This is a genomic window from Pseudoalteromonas sp. MEBiC 03485 (genome assembly GCF_004195145.1).
Lineage (GTDB): Bacteria > Pseudomonadota > Gammaproteobacteria > Enterobacterales > Alteromonadaceae > Pseudoalteromonas > Pseudoalteromonas apostichopi.
In genome coordinates, this window is sequence record NZ_SGBT01000001.1 from 1147561 (window position 1) to 1163180 (window position 15620).

General features: G+C 42.0%; 17 protein-coding genes. 15 read left to right on the forward strand and 2 right to left on the reverse strand.

The genetic code is table 11. From position 1 onward, the window contains the following. A complete protein-coding gene (locus tag EVU92_RS05340; protein WP_130050314.1) occupies positions 1–438 on the reverse strand; it encodes a PaaI family thioesterase in 438 nt (145 codons plus the stop codon). 161 nt (positions 439–599) lie between these two features. Between EVU92_RS05340 and lexA the strand changes: the two genes are divergently transcribed. The 5 genes from lexA (at position 600) to EVU92_RS05365 (ending at position 5835) form a co-directional block, all read left to right on the forward strand. Continuing rightward, positions 600–1217 (forward strand): transcriptional repressor LexA, encoded by a 618-nt coding sequence (gene lexA, locus EVU92_RS05345; RefSeq protein WP_130050315.1) that lies wholly within the window; start codon positions 600–602, stop codon positions 1215–1217. A 437-nt stretch (positions 1218–1654) separates the two neighbouring features. Beyond that, on the forward strand, positions 1655–2797 hold the full coding sequence (coxB, locus tag EVU92_RS05350; RefSeq protein ID WP_130050316.1) for a cytochrome c oxidase subunit II: 1143 nt from the start codon (positions 1655–1657) through the stop codon (positions 2795–2797). Beyond that, entirely contained in the window at positions 2797–4392 is a 1596-nt protein-coding gene (gene ctaD / locus EVU92_RS05355; RefSeq protein WP_130050317.1) for a cytochrome c oxidase subunit I, read from the forward strand. Before coxB ends, ctaD begins: the two co-directional genes overlap by 1 nt. Beyond that, complete coding sequence (locus tag EVU92_RS05360; protein ID WP_054554454.1) at positions 4392–4922, forward strand: cytochrome c oxidase assembly protein; 531 nt, start codon at positions 4392–4394, stop codon at positions 4920–4922. The genes ctaD and EVU92_RS05360 overlap by 1 nt, the downstream gene beginning before the upstream one ends. 37 nt (positions 4923–4959) lie before the next feature. Then, the gene (locus EVU92_RS05365; protein WP_130050318.1) at positions 4960–5835 is read left to right on the forward strand and encodes a cytochrome c oxidase subunit 3; all 876 of its coding nucleotides are present in this window, start codon (positions 4960–4962) and stop codon (positions 5833–5835) included. Here EVU92_RS05365 and EVU92_RS21880 read toward each other — a convergent pair. After that, positions 5735–6046 (reverse strand): DUF2909 domain-containing protein, encoded by a 312-nt coding sequence (locus EVU92_RS21880; RefSeq protein WP_130050319.1) that lies wholly within the window; start codon positions 6044–6046, stop codon positions 5735–5737. The two genes, EVU92_RS05365 and EVU92_RS21880, sit on opposite strands and share 101 nt — an antisense overlap. 14 nt (positions 6047–6060) lie before the next feature. Between EVU92_RS21880 and EVU92_RS05375 the strand changes: the two genes are divergently transcribed. From EVU92_RS05375 to EVU92_RS05420, 10 genes are all read left to right on the forward strand, one after another. After that, positions 6061–6810, forward strand: a complete 750-nt coding sequence (locus EVU92_RS05375) for an SURF1 family protein (RefSeq protein ID WP_130050320.1) — start codon at positions 6061–6063, stop codon at positions 6808–6810. Further along, entirely contained in the window at positions 6791–7285 is a 495-nt protein-coding gene (locus EVU92_RS05380; protein ID WP_130050321.1) for a transmembrane cytochrome oxidase associated protein, read from the forward strand. The genes EVU92_RS05375 and EVU92_RS05380 overlap by 20 nt, the downstream gene beginning before the upstream one ends. Before the next feature lie 20 nt (positions 7286–7305). Beyond that, on the forward strand, positions 7306–8295 hold the full coding sequence (locus EVU92_RS05385) for a COX15/CtaA family protein (protein WP_130050322.1): 990 nt from the start codon (positions 7306–7308) through the stop codon (positions 8293–8295). A gap of 9 nt (positions 8296–8304) precedes the next feature. Continuing rightward, positions 8305–9213 carry a heme o synthase gene (gene cyoE / locus EVU92_RS05390; protein WP_130050323.1) on the forward strand — a complete coding sequence of 303 codons (909 nt, stop codon included), beginning with the start codon at positions 8305–8307 and terminating at the stop codon, positions 9211–9213. After that, complete coding sequence (locus tag EVU92_RS05395; RefSeq protein WP_233786766.1) at positions 9210–9827, forward strand: SCO family protein; 618 nt, start codon at positions 9210–9212, stop codon at positions 9825–9827. Before cyoE ends, EVU92_RS05395 begins: the two co-directional genes overlap by 4 nt. A gap of 169 nt (positions 9828–9996) precedes the next feature. Then, positions 9997–10269, forward strand: coding sequence for an STAS domain-containing protein (locus tag EVU92_RS05400; RefSeq protein WP_130050325.1), 273 nt, complete (start codon positions 9997–9999; stop codon positions 10267–10269). Between the two features lie 9 nt (positions 10270–10278). Next, complete coding sequence (locus EVU92_RS05405) at positions 10279–10641, forward strand: response regulator (RefSeq protein ID WP_054562870.1); 363 nt, start codon at positions 10279–10281, stop codon at positions 10639–10641. Between the two features lie 15 nt (positions 10642–10656). Next, the gene (locus EVU92_RS05410; protein WP_130050326.1) at positions 10657–12738 is read left to right on the forward strand and encodes a chemotaxis protein CheA; all 2082 of its coding nucleotides are present in this window, start codon (positions 10657–10659) and stop codon (positions 12736–12738) included. Continuing rightward, entirely contained in the window at positions 12735–13220 is a 486-nt protein-coding gene (locus EVU92_RS05415; RefSeq protein WP_130050327.1) for a chemotaxis protein CheW, read from the forward strand. The genes EVU92_RS05410 and EVU92_RS05415 overlap by 4 nt, the downstream gene beginning before the upstream one ends. 29 nt (positions 13221–13249) lie before the next feature. After that, positions 13250–15577, forward strand: coding sequence for a methyl-accepting chemotaxis protein (locus EVU92_RS05420; RefSeq protein WP_130050328.1), 2328 nt, complete (start codon positions 13250–13252; stop codon positions 15575–15577). Positions 15578–15620 lie beyond the last annotated feature (43 nt).

Sequence of the window (15620 nt, forward strand, 5' to 3'; positions counted from 1 at the left end):
TTAGCGCTCTACGACTGCTGCGGTCATTCTTGATACGCAGCACAGCTCCCCAGCAGCATTGGTAATTTTGATATCCCAAACAGAGGTGCGCTTACCTAAATGAAGTGGTCTGGCCGTTGCCGTTAATGTCCCTTTTCGAGACGCTTTTATGTGGTTGGCATTAATCTCTTGACCAACAGCATAGAATTTATTGAAATCAATCACAAAGTTGGCTGCATAGCTTGCCACTGTTTCTGCTAACACAACGTTTGCTCCGCCATGAACCATGCCCATAGGGTTATGGTGTTCAGGAATTGCAGGCATGGTGGCCACTAAATAATCATCGCCAATTTCAGTCACCTCAATACCCATCGTTTTCATTAAAGTGCCTTGCCCGGTTACTCCTTGTTCCAAGTCTTTACATTGCTCCAGCGTGATTGGATGGTGCCAAATACTCATTGTGTTTCCTTAACATGCGAATTAAAGCTAATACCTTATGGCATCTTTCATTGCGGTTCAATGTTAGTTTTGTAGCAATATGATGGAGTTAATTTAAATTTGCGATTTTCAAATAACTGTATATACTCACAGTTAAATGTACTGTATGGAAAACCAGTTGTATGCGCCCATTAACTAAACGCCAATCGCAAATCTTAGAACTAATTAAAGTCTTTATTAAAGATACAGGCATGCCGCCAACACGCGCTGAAATAGCTCAAACATTGGGTTTTAAAAGTGCCAACGCCGCTGAAGAACATCTAAAAGCACTGGCAAAAAAAGGCATGATCAAAATGAAGCCTGGAGCGAGTCGTGGTATTCAGTTGATTGAAGAAGATGAACCTGAGCAGTTAGGTTTACCTTTGATTGGCCGTGTTGCAGCTGGTGAGCCAATTTTGGCTCAGGAGCATGTCGAAAGTCATTGCCAAGTTGACCCTACGTTATTTAAACCAGCCGCTGACTTTTTACTACGTGTAAATGGCATGAGTATGAAAGATATTGGTATTATGGACGGTGACTTGCTTGCAGTACATAGAACGCAAGTTGCTGAAAATGGACAAGTTGTTGTAGCTCGAGTTGATGAAGATGTAACTGTTAAGCGGCTAGAAAAAGCAGGTCGGAAAGTACTTTTACACGCTGAAAACGAAGAGTTCTCACCTATTGAGGTTGACCTTGAGCATGAATCTTTCAATATTGAAGGGTTAGCTGTAGGAGTCATTCGTAACGCTGACTGGATGTAGTTGTCCCTTATTTGGTGCGCTAAATTGACTCAATTTGGTGCGCCATTGTGATTTTGCCACTTAATTAGGATTTGTGAATCCTTACTCTTTATTTAAAGCCTTATATGGCGCAGTTTTCCTCTCTTTTTGTATATTCTTCGTAAACCATAACATTAAATAACGCGCTGATTATAGTTGTTATTTCTGCACCAAAATAAACATTTATTATCACTAAAACTTGCTTATTGGTCATTTTTTAACTAATTGGTTAAAGCAATGTATTAACACCTGATTAATAAAAAGACACAAAAATGTGCGAGGTGTTAGACAGGGGGCCAGTATCATAAGTGAGTTAAAATGATACGTAGTCGCTCTGAACAATAAAAAAAACGAATGGGCACCTTGCTGTATCGCCTTTTCGCTTTGCGTCTTGCAATAGCATCTAAAGGAGCCGTCACATGGGTAAACTGCGTTACGCCTTGTGGCTTATATTGGTTGCACTCCCAGAAATTGTATTGGCAAATAGTCAATACAATATGCGAAAAGGGGTGACTGATATAAGTAATAATGTTTATGAGTTACACATGACGATATTTATTATCTGTTGTGTAATCGGCATCATCGTATTTGCGGTGATGTTTTGGGCTTTAATACACCACCGTAAATCTAAAGGGGCCAAGCCTGCCCAATTTCATGAAAGTACAAAAGTTGAAATACTTTGGACTGCCATTCCATTTGTCATCTTAATAGCCATGGCTGTGCCTGCCACAAAAACTCTCATTGCTATGGAAGATGCCTCTAAAGCTGATATCACAATTAAAGTGACAGGCTCGCAATGGAAGTGGCATTACGAATATATGGGTGAAGATATAGCCTATTACTCAATCCTATCTACACCAAAAGATCAAATAGACAATCAGGCAGAAAAAACGGAGCATTATTTGCTTGAGGTAGATAAACCGCTAGTGCTTCCTATCAATAAAAAAGTCCGCTTTTTAATGACCTCAGACGATGTTATTCATTCGTGGTGGGTTCCTGATTTTGCAGTTAAAAAGGACGCAAACCCGGGATTTATCAATGAAGCGTGGACACGTATTAACGAACCAGGTGTTTACCGTGGTCAATGTGCAGAACTATGCGGTAAAGATCATGGTTTTATGCCTGTTGTGGTGAAAGCCTTACCTGAAGATGAATTTGCTAATTGGCTTGCAGATGCTAAGGAAGAAAAGGCTAATGCAGCAGCCGCTGATGCTGCTTTGCTTGATCAAACATTACCTAAAGAAGAGCTTATGGCCTTAGGTGAGCAAGTGTATATGGCAAGTTGTGCTGCATGTCACCAGCCTACTGGTATGGGCTTACCAGGCGTGTTTCCTGCACTTAAAGGCAGCCCCATTGTATTAGGTGATGTAAAAGATCACATAGATATCGTGTTACATGGCCGCCCTGGTACGGCGATGCAAGCGTTTGATAAGCAGCTTTCAATTAAGCAACTTGCTGCGGTTATTACCTATAAGCGAAATGCATGGGGTAATGATACCGGCGATGTGATCCAACCGAGTCAAATTCAAGCCGCGATTGATGCAGCAGCGGAGGCGAAATAATGAGTAACGTTATTAATGAGCAAGCAACTGGGCATGCGCATCACGACCATCATCATCCTGCTAAAGGTTTTAAGCGTTGGCTTTACACCACCAATCATAAAGACATCGGGAGTTTATACCTGATTTTTTCTCTTACCATGTTCTTGATTGGTGGAGCGATGGCTATGGTGATCCGCGCTGAACTATTTCAGCCAGGATTACAGTTAGTTGATCCGCACTTTTTTAACCAAATGACCACGGTACATGGTTTGATCATGGTGTTTGGCGCCGTTATGCCCGCATTTACTGGGCTTGCTAACTGGATGGTGCCTATGATGATTGGTGCACCTGATATGGCACTGCCACGCATGAACAACTGGAGCTTTTGGATATTACCTTTCGCATTTTTAATCCTGTTGGCTTCGTTACTGATGCCAGGTGGTGGTCCTGCGTTTGGCTGGACATTCTACGCACCACTCTCCACCACTTATAGTAACGATAACACTGCACTGTTTGTATTTGCCATACATATCATGGGTATTAGCTCAATTATGGGGGCGATTAACGTTATCGTGACTATCGTCAATCTAAGAGCGCCGGGTATGACTTGGATGAAGCTTCCGCTATTTGTTTGGACTTGGTTAATCACAGCATTCTTATTGATCGCAGTTATGCCTGTTTTAGCTGGGGCTGTCACTATGGTGCTGACAGATAAATACTTTGCAACAAGCTTTTTTGATGCGGCAGGTGGTGGTGATCCTGTGATGTTCCAGCACATTTTCTGGTTCTTCGGTCACCCCGAAGTGTACATCATGATTTTGCCAGCCTTTGGGATTATTTCGACTATTGTGCCGACCTTCTCACGAAAAAAGTTATTTGGCTATGCTTCTATGGTGTATGCAACCTCATCCATTGCGCTGCTGAGCTTCATCGTTTGGGCACATCATATGTTTACCACAGGCATGCCTGTAGCCGGCGAGTTGTTTTTCATGTACGCCACAATGCTCATTTCGGTGCCAACGGGCGTTAAAGTGTTTAACTGGGTAGCCACCATGTGGCGCGGTTCAATTAGCTTTGAAATTCCGATGATGTTTGCCATCGCCTTTATTGTGTTATTCACCTTAGGTGGTTTCTCTGGCTTGATGCTTGCCATTACACCGGCAGATTTCCAGTATCACGATACCTATTTTGTGGTGGCACACTTCCATTATGTGCTCGTGACAGGAGCCGTGTTCTCAATTATGGCGGGAGCCTATTATTGGTTACCGAAATGGACTGGCAACATGTACAACGAAACGCTGGCGAAATGGCATTTCTGGCTATCGCTAATCAGTGTCAACGTGCTGTTCTTCCCTATGCACTTTGTTGGCCTTGCCGGTATGCCGCGTCGTATTCCTGACTATGCTCTGCAATTCGCTGACTTTAACGCCATTATCAGTATTGGTGGTTTTGCATTTGGCTTATCACAACTATTGTTTGTGTTGGTGGTATTTAAATGTGCTAGAGGTGGCGAAAAAGCGCCTGCCAAAGTATGGGATGGAGCTGAAGGTTTAGAGTGGGAAGTAGATTCTCCAGCGCCTTACCACACTTTTGAAACACCGCCGGAGATTAAGTAATGAACCATGCACCTTTGCTAAAAAAACTGCTGATTACATGCTTGCTCATGTTCGCATTTGCTTTTGCAATGGTGCCGCTTTACGACGTGTTTTGCGACGTTACAGGGTTGAATGGTAAGCCATCATTAGAAAAAGCGAGCGCGAGTGAATCAATAAATACACAGCGTCAAGTTGATGTCAGCTTTACCACTCACGCTCAAAGCGGCGCGCCATTTAAGGTGCAGTCTGAGCAATACAGCGTGGCGGTACAACCTGGTGCCATGCGTGAAGTTAAATTCTCAGCAAAAAACACCAGTAATGAAGACAAAGTCATGCAAGCAATTCCATCGGTATCACCGGGAAAAGCGGCAAAGTATTTACATAAAATCGCCTGTTTTTGCTTTGATCAGCAGCCAATGAAAGCCGGTGAAGAAATGGAATTTACCTTGTTGTTTTATGTTGATACTGAGTTACCCGACGATGTTGAGGAACTGACATTGTCGTATACCGTGTTTGATATTAGCGGGCATGTTGTGGCTAAAAACGATTAAAAGCCGCCAAGCTAATTGCTAATTGGGAGCAAACAAAATGAATCAAAACTACGAAAAATACTATGTTCCAGCACAAAGCCCTTGGCCAATAGTGGGCGCCATCGCGATGTTTTTAATTGCTGTCGGTGCTGGTTTAACTGTGATGCAAGTCAGTGGTGAAGGCAGTAATGGCCAGTATGTATTGTATCTTGGCATTGCCATATTAATTTATATGGTTTTTAGTTGGTTTAAAAACGTTATTGAAGAGTCTCATAAAGGGCTTTACTCAGCACAAATGGACCGCTCATTCCGACAAGGTATGAGCTGGTTTATATTCTCTGAGGTCATGTTTTTTATGGCATTTTTTGGCGCTCTTTTTTACGCTCGAATGATTTCAGTGCCTTGGCTTGGTGGCGCAGGCAATAATGCCATGACCAACGAAGTACTCTGGCCAACCTTTGAAGCTGTATGGCCGCTGTTAACCACTCCATCGGGCGAGACAACACAGGCTATGGGCTGGCAAGGTCTCCCCCTGATCAATACGCTTATTCTACTTACCTCTTCGGTCACAATTCACTTTGCTCATGTTGCTATGGAAAACAATAAGCGTGGCGCTCTTAAGGTGTTTTTATCTTTAACCGTGCTATTAGGTGTGATTTTCCTTGGCTTACAAGTTTACGAGTATATGCATGCTTATCGTGATTTAGGGTTAACCCTTGATGCGGGAGTGTACGGAAATACCTTTTTCTTGTTAACAGGCTTCCATGGTATGCACGTGACTTTAGGAACCATCATTTTATTCGTGGTTTTGCTAAGAATTTTTAAAGGTCACTTTACGAGTGAAAAGCATTTTGCCTTTCAAGCAGCCGCTTGGTATTGGCACTTTGTTGATGTGGTGTGGTTGTGCTTATTTGTATTTGTGTACGTGCTGTAGCTTTGTGAAGCGGCGACGGGTTTGTATGTATAAATCCAAGCTTTAACGCGGCAATGATAAGGATCAGCACAATACCTGAAAACAGCACTCGACGACCTAGGTAATGCGACATAGGTTTCGAGTGCTCTTTTGCTGACATCATCACAAACAGCGCTCTAAATAGGTTGAACAGAATATAAAGTAATAACAAAACAATAATGATTTTAATCATATTAGGTAATCCAAATGCAGTTAATTTTATGGCGTAAACAAAAGCTTAGCTCAATTATCGCAATTTGCGTTGTGATACTAGCAGTGCTTATTTGTTTACGACTAAGCGTTTGGCAATACCAACGAGGCGAGCAAAAACAGCAGCAACTAAGCCAGTTGGCCGTTTCGAAAGAACAAGGAATTTTGAGCTGGCAAGCGCTGCAAAGTCTACCTACAGAGCTAAATAAAACGGGTTTGCAAGTTAAGGTCTCTGGCGAGGTAAATAAACAACAGTACTGGCTGCTTGATAATCAAATCTATCAGGGACAAGTGGGCTATGACTTACTTGTAGCTATGACTATTGCAGGTGAAACCGCACCTTTAATTGTTAACTTTGGTTGGCTAAAAGCCCCTACAAACCGGAGCCAATTGCCAACAGTTGTGTGGCCAGAATCAACACGTTTTACGGCCACAGTGCAATTGAAACAAGGCAACTTGCAAGGTTTTACGCTTGCCGATGAGATTGGTGCAGAACAAGGGTGGCCAAAGCGAATTCAAGGTATTGATTTAGCAATTTTGAGTACTCAATTAGCAATGCCCTTACAAGGCTTTATTGGTTATCGCAATGAAGCTGATGGTATCGCAACTCCGCATTATCAGAGTGTCGTGATGGGGCCAGATAAACATTACGCCTATGCCGTACAGTGGTTATTAATTGGCTTAGCTTGTGTGGTTATTGCTTATTTTGCGATGAGAAGGAGAGGTTATGAAAATAAACCCGCTTAGTTTATTCGTTTTATGCTGTTTTGTGCCGCTGGCACTTGCTTATGCAGCATTGAAGCTTGAGTGGTTACCAAGTGGTTCGAGTAATCATGGTGAGCTTTTAAGCGAAGAAGTTAAATTAGCTGATTGGCAACAAGGTGAGCCCAAACAATGGACTATTGCGCTTAATTATCCAAAGGAGTGCAATGAAGTATGTGAAAACCAATTAGCAAGCCTAGATAACCTATACGTCGCTTTAGGTAAAAATCAGCAAAAAGTGGATGTGGCGGTACTGACAAATCAACAGCAGATACCGGCAAACTGGCGTCAATTGGTGGTAAGTCCAGCGCTCAAAGCGGGAGATTTATACTTGGTTGATCACATGGGCTTAGTGGTTTTGCATTACCCCTACAAGGCTGAGCCTGAACAAAACAGACTTATTCAAAAAGGCTTACTTAAAGACTTAAAAAAACTACTTAACTACGCGCGTTCAAGTTAAACCTCATTAAGGGGATAAAGATGTATAAAAATTATAAATATTTAGTCTTAATTACGGTTTTCTTCTCTATCTTGGTTGTTGGGCTTGGTGCTTATACACGGCTGAGTGATGCTGGGCTTGGCTGTCCAGACTGGCCTGGTTGCTATGGGTTTTTAACTGTGCCAAAACATGAAACTGCTCTGTTACATGTTGAACAAAACTACCCTGATATGATGTTTGAGGCAGCAAAAGCTTGGAAAGAGATGATCCATCGCTATTTTGCTGGTGCCCTTGGCCTATTAATTTTAGCTTTGTTTGTTTTTGCATGGTTAAAACGCCAATATCCAAATACGCCGGTTAAATTGCCACTGGCACTATTACTACTGGTGATCTTCCAAGCCGCATTGGGCATGTGGACTGTGACTATGAACTTACAGCCTTTGGTTGTAATGGGACATTTACTTGGCGGTTTTAGTATTTTGTCGTTGGTGTTTTTATTGTATCTACGCTTAAAAACGAAACCCGTAGCGAGTAATGATAGCGGTGCAAAGCCATACTATCGTCTAGCGCTTGTGGGTTTGGTGGTACTAATACTGCAAATTGCGTTGGGTGGCTGGCTTGCTGCAAATTATGCCGCTCCGCATTGTAATGGCTTACCGCTTTGTAGCTACGGACAACCGTTTTCTTTGAAGAGCGTTTTTCAACTGCCGCTCGAGCACAGTACCTATGAATATGGTGTGTTATCGCAGCAAGCGCGTATGTCAATTCACTTACTGCATCGTATTTGGGCGTTGGTTACTTGTGTGGTGTTAGCACTGATCATGTGGCGCATATATTCAAGATGTTACTCTCGAAAAATTAAGCACTGCACAGTCACCGTATTAATCGCTTTGCTGTGCCAAATCTGTTTAGGCCTAGCTGTTGTGCATTGGCACTTCCCATTAAGTGTTGCGCTTGCGCACAATCTAATGGCCGCACTACTACTGCTTAGCATGGTAAGACTATGCTTCCATTTAAAAATAAGAACCTAGGAGGCTGTGATGGCAATATTACTAAGCACAGAAAAATCATTATTTAGCCAAAGCTCAGAGTTACTTAAAGATTACTTAGCTATCAGTAAATTTAAAGTAGTTGCCATGCTTGTACTAACTGCTTGGGTTGGTTTGGCATTGGCTCCCGATGTTGGGCGTGGAGTGTTTGTACAGCTTGCAAGTTTGCTTGGTATTGGTTTGTTATCGGCCGCTGCTGCTGTAATCAATCATGTTGTTGATAGTGAAATCGACAGTAAAATGGCACGTACACGTCATCGCCCTGTGGCAAAAGGGCGCCTAAGCAAACAGCATGCTTTGAGCTTTGCGGCGACCATCGGTGTGCTAGGTTTTGTTATGCTTATGGTGTGGGCAAATACATTAACGGCAATCCTTACTTTGTTTGCACTCGTTGGTTATGCCTTTATTTACACTTCGTTTTTAAAGCGCGCGACACCTCAAAATATTGTTATTGGGGGGTTAGCTGGTGCGATGCCGCCGCTTTTAGGGTGGGTTTCTGAAACGGGCCATATGGCTGCTGCGCCATGGTTATTAGTGATGATTATATTTACTTGGACTCCACCACACTTTTGGGCATTAGCAATTGCGCGTAAAAGTGACTATGAGCGTGCAAAAATTCCTATGCTGCCTGTTACTCACGGTATTGAATTTTGTAAAACCTGTGTTGTTGGTTATAGCATTTTGCTAGCTTTGGTATGTGTACTGCCTTATCTAATTGGTATGTCAGGGTTAATTTACTTGCTAGGGGCAAGCGCTCTAAATGCGGTCTTCATCTATAAGGCATTAAAACTAAAAATTGCCCCAAAAGATGATACCGCAATGGATTTATTTCGTTTTTCAATTGTGCATTTAATGCTACTCTTTATCGCCTTATTTATTGATAAATGGTTAGTTTTATGACACGAATCGTCGCTTTTTTATGTTTCAGTGCGGTATTATTTGTAACCGGTTGTGGCAAAAATAACACCGCTCCTAAAGTTGAAGCGCTCGTTTACGAGCCAGCAAAGCCGATTAGTCCGTTTTTATTAACTGACCAACATGGTAAACCTGCAGATAATAGCCAATTTATGGGGCATTGGAACTTGGTCTTTTTAGGCTACACTAGCTGTCCTGATATCTGCCCAATGACACTGGCGAAATTAACTGCAGTGCAAAAGCAATTAAGCCAAGGTTACAAAGTGCAAGTATGGTTTGTTGCTGTTGATCCAAAGCGTGATACAACCGAAAAACGCAAAGCTTACATTGATTACTTTAACCCTGAATTTCTTGCTGTATCAGGCCCACACAAACAACTTTTCCCCTTTGTTAGAGAGCTTGGCTTAATTTACGCAATTAACGACAGTGATCAGCAAGAGTATGCCGTTGATCATAGTGCTTCTGTGGTGATGGTTGATGGTGATGGTTCTGTGCGTGCCATTTTTAAGCCTGAATTTAAACAAGGAAGTGTGCCCTTGATTAATGCCACAACTTTGACTGATGAGTTCAAAAAAATAGCAGATTATTACGCAAAGTAAATTTTCTTTGCTTGGTGAGTCAATTTCAGCAAAAGAAAAGCTTCCTTTTTTGACATATATGTCTAAGCTACTAAAAAATTTTACTATTTTTTGATTCAAATTATGGCATTTTTATTTAGTCAGTCTAAGCTTTTGTTATGAATTGTTTAAAGCAGGGAAAGAAGAAGTAATGTTAAAGCTCCCTACAGAATTAGCTATTAGTCAGGTCGAAACGCTCCATCAAGATTTGCTACAAGAGTTGTCAGCAAATGATGATATTTGTCTGGATATCAGTGAAGTGACACGTGCTGACACAGCATCAATTCAGCTTTTATGTGCATTACAGAAGCACTTGCTTTCTGTGCAACACAAAATTATTTGGGTTGGCGAGAGCAAACCTTTGCTACAGGCAATTAATAGTTTGGGCTTAAGTCATTACCTTGTGCTTGAGAATGCCAATTAAGAGGTTTTTATGAAAAGAATTTTAGCAGTAGACGATTCTGCATCTATGCGCCAAATGGTTGGTTTTACGCTTAAAAAAGCTGGCTTTGATGTTACAGAGGCAAAAGATGGCAGTGAAGCATTAAACATCGCAAAGCAACAAGGCTTTGATGCAGTTATTTCTGATGTGAATATGCCGGTAATGGATGGTATTACCCTTATTCGTGAATTACGTAGCTTACCTAATTATAAGTTCACACCTTTACTGATGCTGACCACAGAGTCGGGGCTTGATAAAAAGTCTGAAGGAAAAGCTGCTGGAGCAACTGGTTGGATTGTTAAGCCATTTAATCCTGAGCAATTGTTAGCGGTATTGAAAAAAGTGATTCGCTAATAATAGGAGCGGGGCATGAGTATAGATCTAAGCCAATTTTTTGAAGTATTCTTCGAAGAAAGCTTTGAAGGACTCGATGCTATGGAGGCTGAGTTATTAAACTTAGTACCTGGCGAAGAAGACTTAGAGACAATAAATACAATCTTTCGCGCTGCGCATTCGATAAAAGGAGGCAGTGGAACCTTTGGTTTTAGTGCCGTTGCAGATTTTACTCATGTTCTCGAAACCCTGTTAGATCAAATCCGTGAAGGCTCACGTGATCTTACTGCTGAGCATGTAAATTTACTTTTAAAATCAGTTGATTGTTTACGAGCTTTACTTAGAACTTTGCAAGCTGAGCAGCAGCCAGACCTAACTGAAGCTGATGAACTTCGTATTAAGTTTGAAGAAATTCTCGGCATGCGTGCTGCAAGTAAAGAACCTGCTCAAGCGCAAGAAGCTGTCAGCGAAAACAGTTTTAATACCTATCAAATCGATTTCAAACCACACCATCATTTATTTAAAACCGGTAATGAACCACTGTACATGATCAGTGAATTAGCGGAGTTGGGTGAACTTGAAACACAAGCTTTTCAAGATGATGTGCCTGATATCACTAACCTTGCCCCTGAAGATTGTTTCTTATCGTGGCGCTTTTTCTTAACCACAGACAAAGAGCAAAGCTGTATAGAAGAAATTTTTGAATGGGTTGAGGATGACGCTGATATTACCATCACGCTATGCGGTGGTTTGTTTGGTGATGAAGATATTTCGGCAGCTGAAACTGCTACAGAAGATGCAGCACCAGTGAAAGAGGCTGAGCCTGCAGTAGTTAAACCAACTACTGATACCAAAAAGCCTGCGCCAGTTAAAGCAACTACTGCCAATGCAGAATCAACCTCAATCAGGGTTGGTATTGATAAAGTTGACTCACTCATCAACATGGTGGGTGAATTAGTTATTACCCAAGCGATGTTAAGCCAATTGGGTGAGCAAGAAATCACTGAAGCGACGATTGCTTCTCTACAAGAGGGCTTAGCGCAACTGGCACATAATACTCGTGACTTACAAGAAAACGTCATGCGTATTCGTATGTTGCCAATAAGCTTTGTGTTTAGTCGCTTCCCTCGCTTAGTGCGAGATATCTCGCAAAAGCTTGATAAACAAGTTGAGCTAAAGTTACTTGGTGAGCAAACCGAACTAGATAAAACCGTGATGGAGAAGCTTTCTGATCCTATGGTTCACCTAGTGAGAAACTCCCTAGACCATGGCTTAGAAACTGTTGATAAGCGTGTTGCTGCGGGTAAAAACCCTGTTGGTACTGTCACGCTCAATGCGTTTCATCAAGGTGGCAATATTGTTATCGAAATTATGGATGATGGCCAAGGTCTTAACACCACTAAAATTCGTGAAAAGGCAATTAAAAACGGCCTAATTTCAGAAACTGATGAGTTGTCTGATAACGAAGTAAACGAGCTTATTTTCTTACCAGGGTTTTCTACAGCCGATCAAGTAAGCGACCTATCGGGTCGTGGCGTTGGTATGGATGTAGTAAGGCGCAATATCGAAGCGTTGAGCGGTTCTGTGGAAGTGGCTTCAGCACCGGGCGTAGGTTCGACATTTACAATTCGCCTACCGCTAACATTGGCTATCTTAGATGGGCAGTTAGTACGTATTGCTGAGCATACTTATATTATCCCGCTAATTTCGATTATCGAATCATTGCAAATCGATATCAGTAAGGTAAGTCGGGTTGGTAAAGATTTAGATGTGCTGCGCTTACGTGATGAATATATTCCAATCTTAAGGCTTTACAATATTTTTAACCACCAAGGGGCAATTGAAACGCTTGATAAAACCTTACTGGTTGTTGTTGAAAGCGACAATCAAAAAGTAGGTTTATTAGTTGACGACTTATTATCTCAACAACAAGTCGTAATCAAAAGTTTGGAGGCAAACTATCAAAAAGTTGATGGCGTTTCTGGGGCTACAATCTTAGGCGATGGTCGTGTTTCTTTGATTGTTGATATTAGTGGTTTGATTAAATTATCTGGGCTTAGAAAGCCAGGGAGCCAGGAATTGATTATAGAGTCAAAAGCGAATTTGGAGGCGTCATGATTGCACAACACGACGACCTGCATAACAAGCTAACTCTTGAACAAGATCAAGATGTAAAACAATTCCTAACCTTCTTTATGGCCGAAGAAGAGTACGGTGTAGATATTTTAACGGTGCAAGAAATTCGCAGTTGGGAAGAAATTACGGTGATCCCTAACTCACCGGATTTCGTCAAAGGGGTTATTAATCTGCGCGGCACTATAGTGCCAATTATTGATTTAAGGCTTCGTTTTGGTATATCAGCCATAGAGTACGGGCCGTTAACCGTTGTAATCGTTCTAAAAGTACAGCTTGAAAATACATGTAAAATTATGGGCATCGCAGTTGATGCCGTCTCGGATGTCTATAGCATTGCAGAGCATGAAGCGAAGGCAGTGCCACATTTGTCTGACTCAGACAACGCGCAATTTGTTGCGGGTTTAGTCAATGTGGGTGAGAAGATGGTCGCATTACTTGACCTACAAAAAACAATGGACATTTAACTGGGTAGATTAACAAGAAGGTGAAGGGTATGGGATGGTTTAGCAGTCCTAAAAATGTTGAGTCGGAAAATGATTTAGTTATTGCGGCACTGAGAAAGTCGCAAGCGATGATTGAGTTTCAACCATCGGGGCAGATCATTACTGCCAATGCTAATTTCTTAAACACCATGGGGTACCAACTCGAAGAAATTCAAGGGCAACACCACTCTATGTTTGTTGCTGAAGAAGAGTCGCAAAGCCCTGAATATCAACAGTTTTGGCAACGATTACGCAGCGGTGAATTCTTTGTTGATGAATTTAAGCGTGTCGGTAAAAATGGCAAGCAAGTTTGGATTCAAGGCACCTATAACCCGATTATTGATAGCAATGGCAATGTCACTAAAGTCATCAAGCTTGCTACCGATATTACACCACAAAAAGAGCTTGAACGTCAGTCAAAACGTGATGCTGACTTATCAAATGCGCTGCGTGTATGCCAAGCAAATGTGATGATTGCCGATAACGATTTGAAAATTATTTTCGTTAATGAGCAAGTAAAGCAAATGCTGCAAGCTCGTGAGTCAACGTTACAAACTGTGCTACCTAGCTTTTCAGTTGCAAACCTAGTTGGAACCTGCGTTGATGATTTTCATAAACAACCGTCACACCAACGTGAGCTGCTAAAAACATTATCTGAACCATACAAAACGACATTGCGTTTAGCAGGGCTTATTTTTAGCTTGATTGCAACACCTTGGGTGAGCGCATCAGGTAAGCGTTTAGGTACTATTGTTGAGTGGCAAGATATTACTGATAGCGTAAATAAAGCCGAAGCTGAAAAGCGTGCAGCAGAAGAAAACCTGCGAGTACGTCGTGCACTTGACCGTGTGGCAACGAATACCATGATTGCTGATTCTGGCAACAACATTATTTACATGAACGAAGCTGTTCTGAACATGATGAAGATTGCTGAAAGTGATTTAAGGAAAGATTTACCTAATTTCAACAGTAATAATTTGATTGGTCAAAATATTGATGTGTTCCATAAGAACCCAGCACATCAACGCAACATGCTTGCTAAGTTAAGTGATACTTATAGCACTGAAATTCAAGTGGGTGGGCGTACTTTTGGCTTGGTTGCAAACCCTATTTTCACCCCAGAAAACGAACGTATTGGTACGGTAGTGGAGTGGGAAGATAGAACCGCGGAAGTCGCTATTGAAAAAGAAATTGCAGGCCTCGTCGCTGCTGCGGGGAGTGGTGACTTAGAAGCGCGTGTTGAAGAAGCGGGTAAACAAGGTTTCTTCTTACGTCTAGCGCAGGGCTTAAATAGCCTTGTTAGCATTGTTGATGATGCAGTAAAAGACACTGGCAACATGCTGGATGCCATGGCGAACGGTGACTTATCAAAACGTATTGAGCAAGACTACCAAGGTTCGTTCGACAAGCTAAAACGTGATGCAAATGCCACGGCTGATAAGCTTACTGAAGTAATTAATCGCATTAATACCTCAGCAACGCTGGTTGCAAGTGGCGCAGAAGAAATTTCACAAGGTAATGCTGATTTAAGTCAACGTACTGAAGAGCAAGCTTCATCACTTGAAGAAACAGCATCAAGCATGGAAGAGATGACCAGTACGGTTCGTCAAAATGCTGATAATGCAAAAGAAGTAAATGAACTTGCTGAAGAAACACGCACTAAGGCACAAAAAGGTGGTGAAGTGGTAAATCGCGCTGTCACCAGTATGTCAGCAATTAATGAATCAAGTAAGAAGATTGCAGACATTATCAGTGTAATTGATGAAATTGCCTTCCAAACAAACCTACTAGCGTTGAATGCGGCTGTTGAAGCTGCGCGAGCAGGTGAACAAGGCCGTGGTTTCGCGGTTGTTGCTGGTGAGGTGCGTAACTTAGCGCAACGTTCAGCAGCTGCAGCAAAAGAAATCAAAGAATTGATCCGAGACAGTGTTGGGAAAGTTGAAGATGGTACATTACTAGTTAATGAATCAGGTTCAACATTACAAGAAATTGTTACAGCGGTGCAAAGAGTTACAGCGATGATTTCTGATATTGCCCAAGCATCTGAAGAGCAAAGCTCTGGTATTGAGCAGGTTAATAAAGCTATTGCCCAAATGGACGAAATGACTCAGCAAAATGCTGCCTTGGTTGAAGAAGCATCTGCCGCTGGAGAATCAATGGCAGAGCAAGCGAATGATATGCGCCGCTTATTAAACTTCTTCTCGTTATCAAATAATGAGATGGATATAACCAGCCGTGCAAGTTCAGCGCCTGCCGCTAAACAGCCAAGCTCACCAGTACGCTCGGCGCCAAAAGGCAATAACTTTGTTGACCCTAGTGATGAGTGGGAAGAGTTTTAAAACTCTTCCCAACAAAATTCTAACTAGTTAATTGCATCTAATG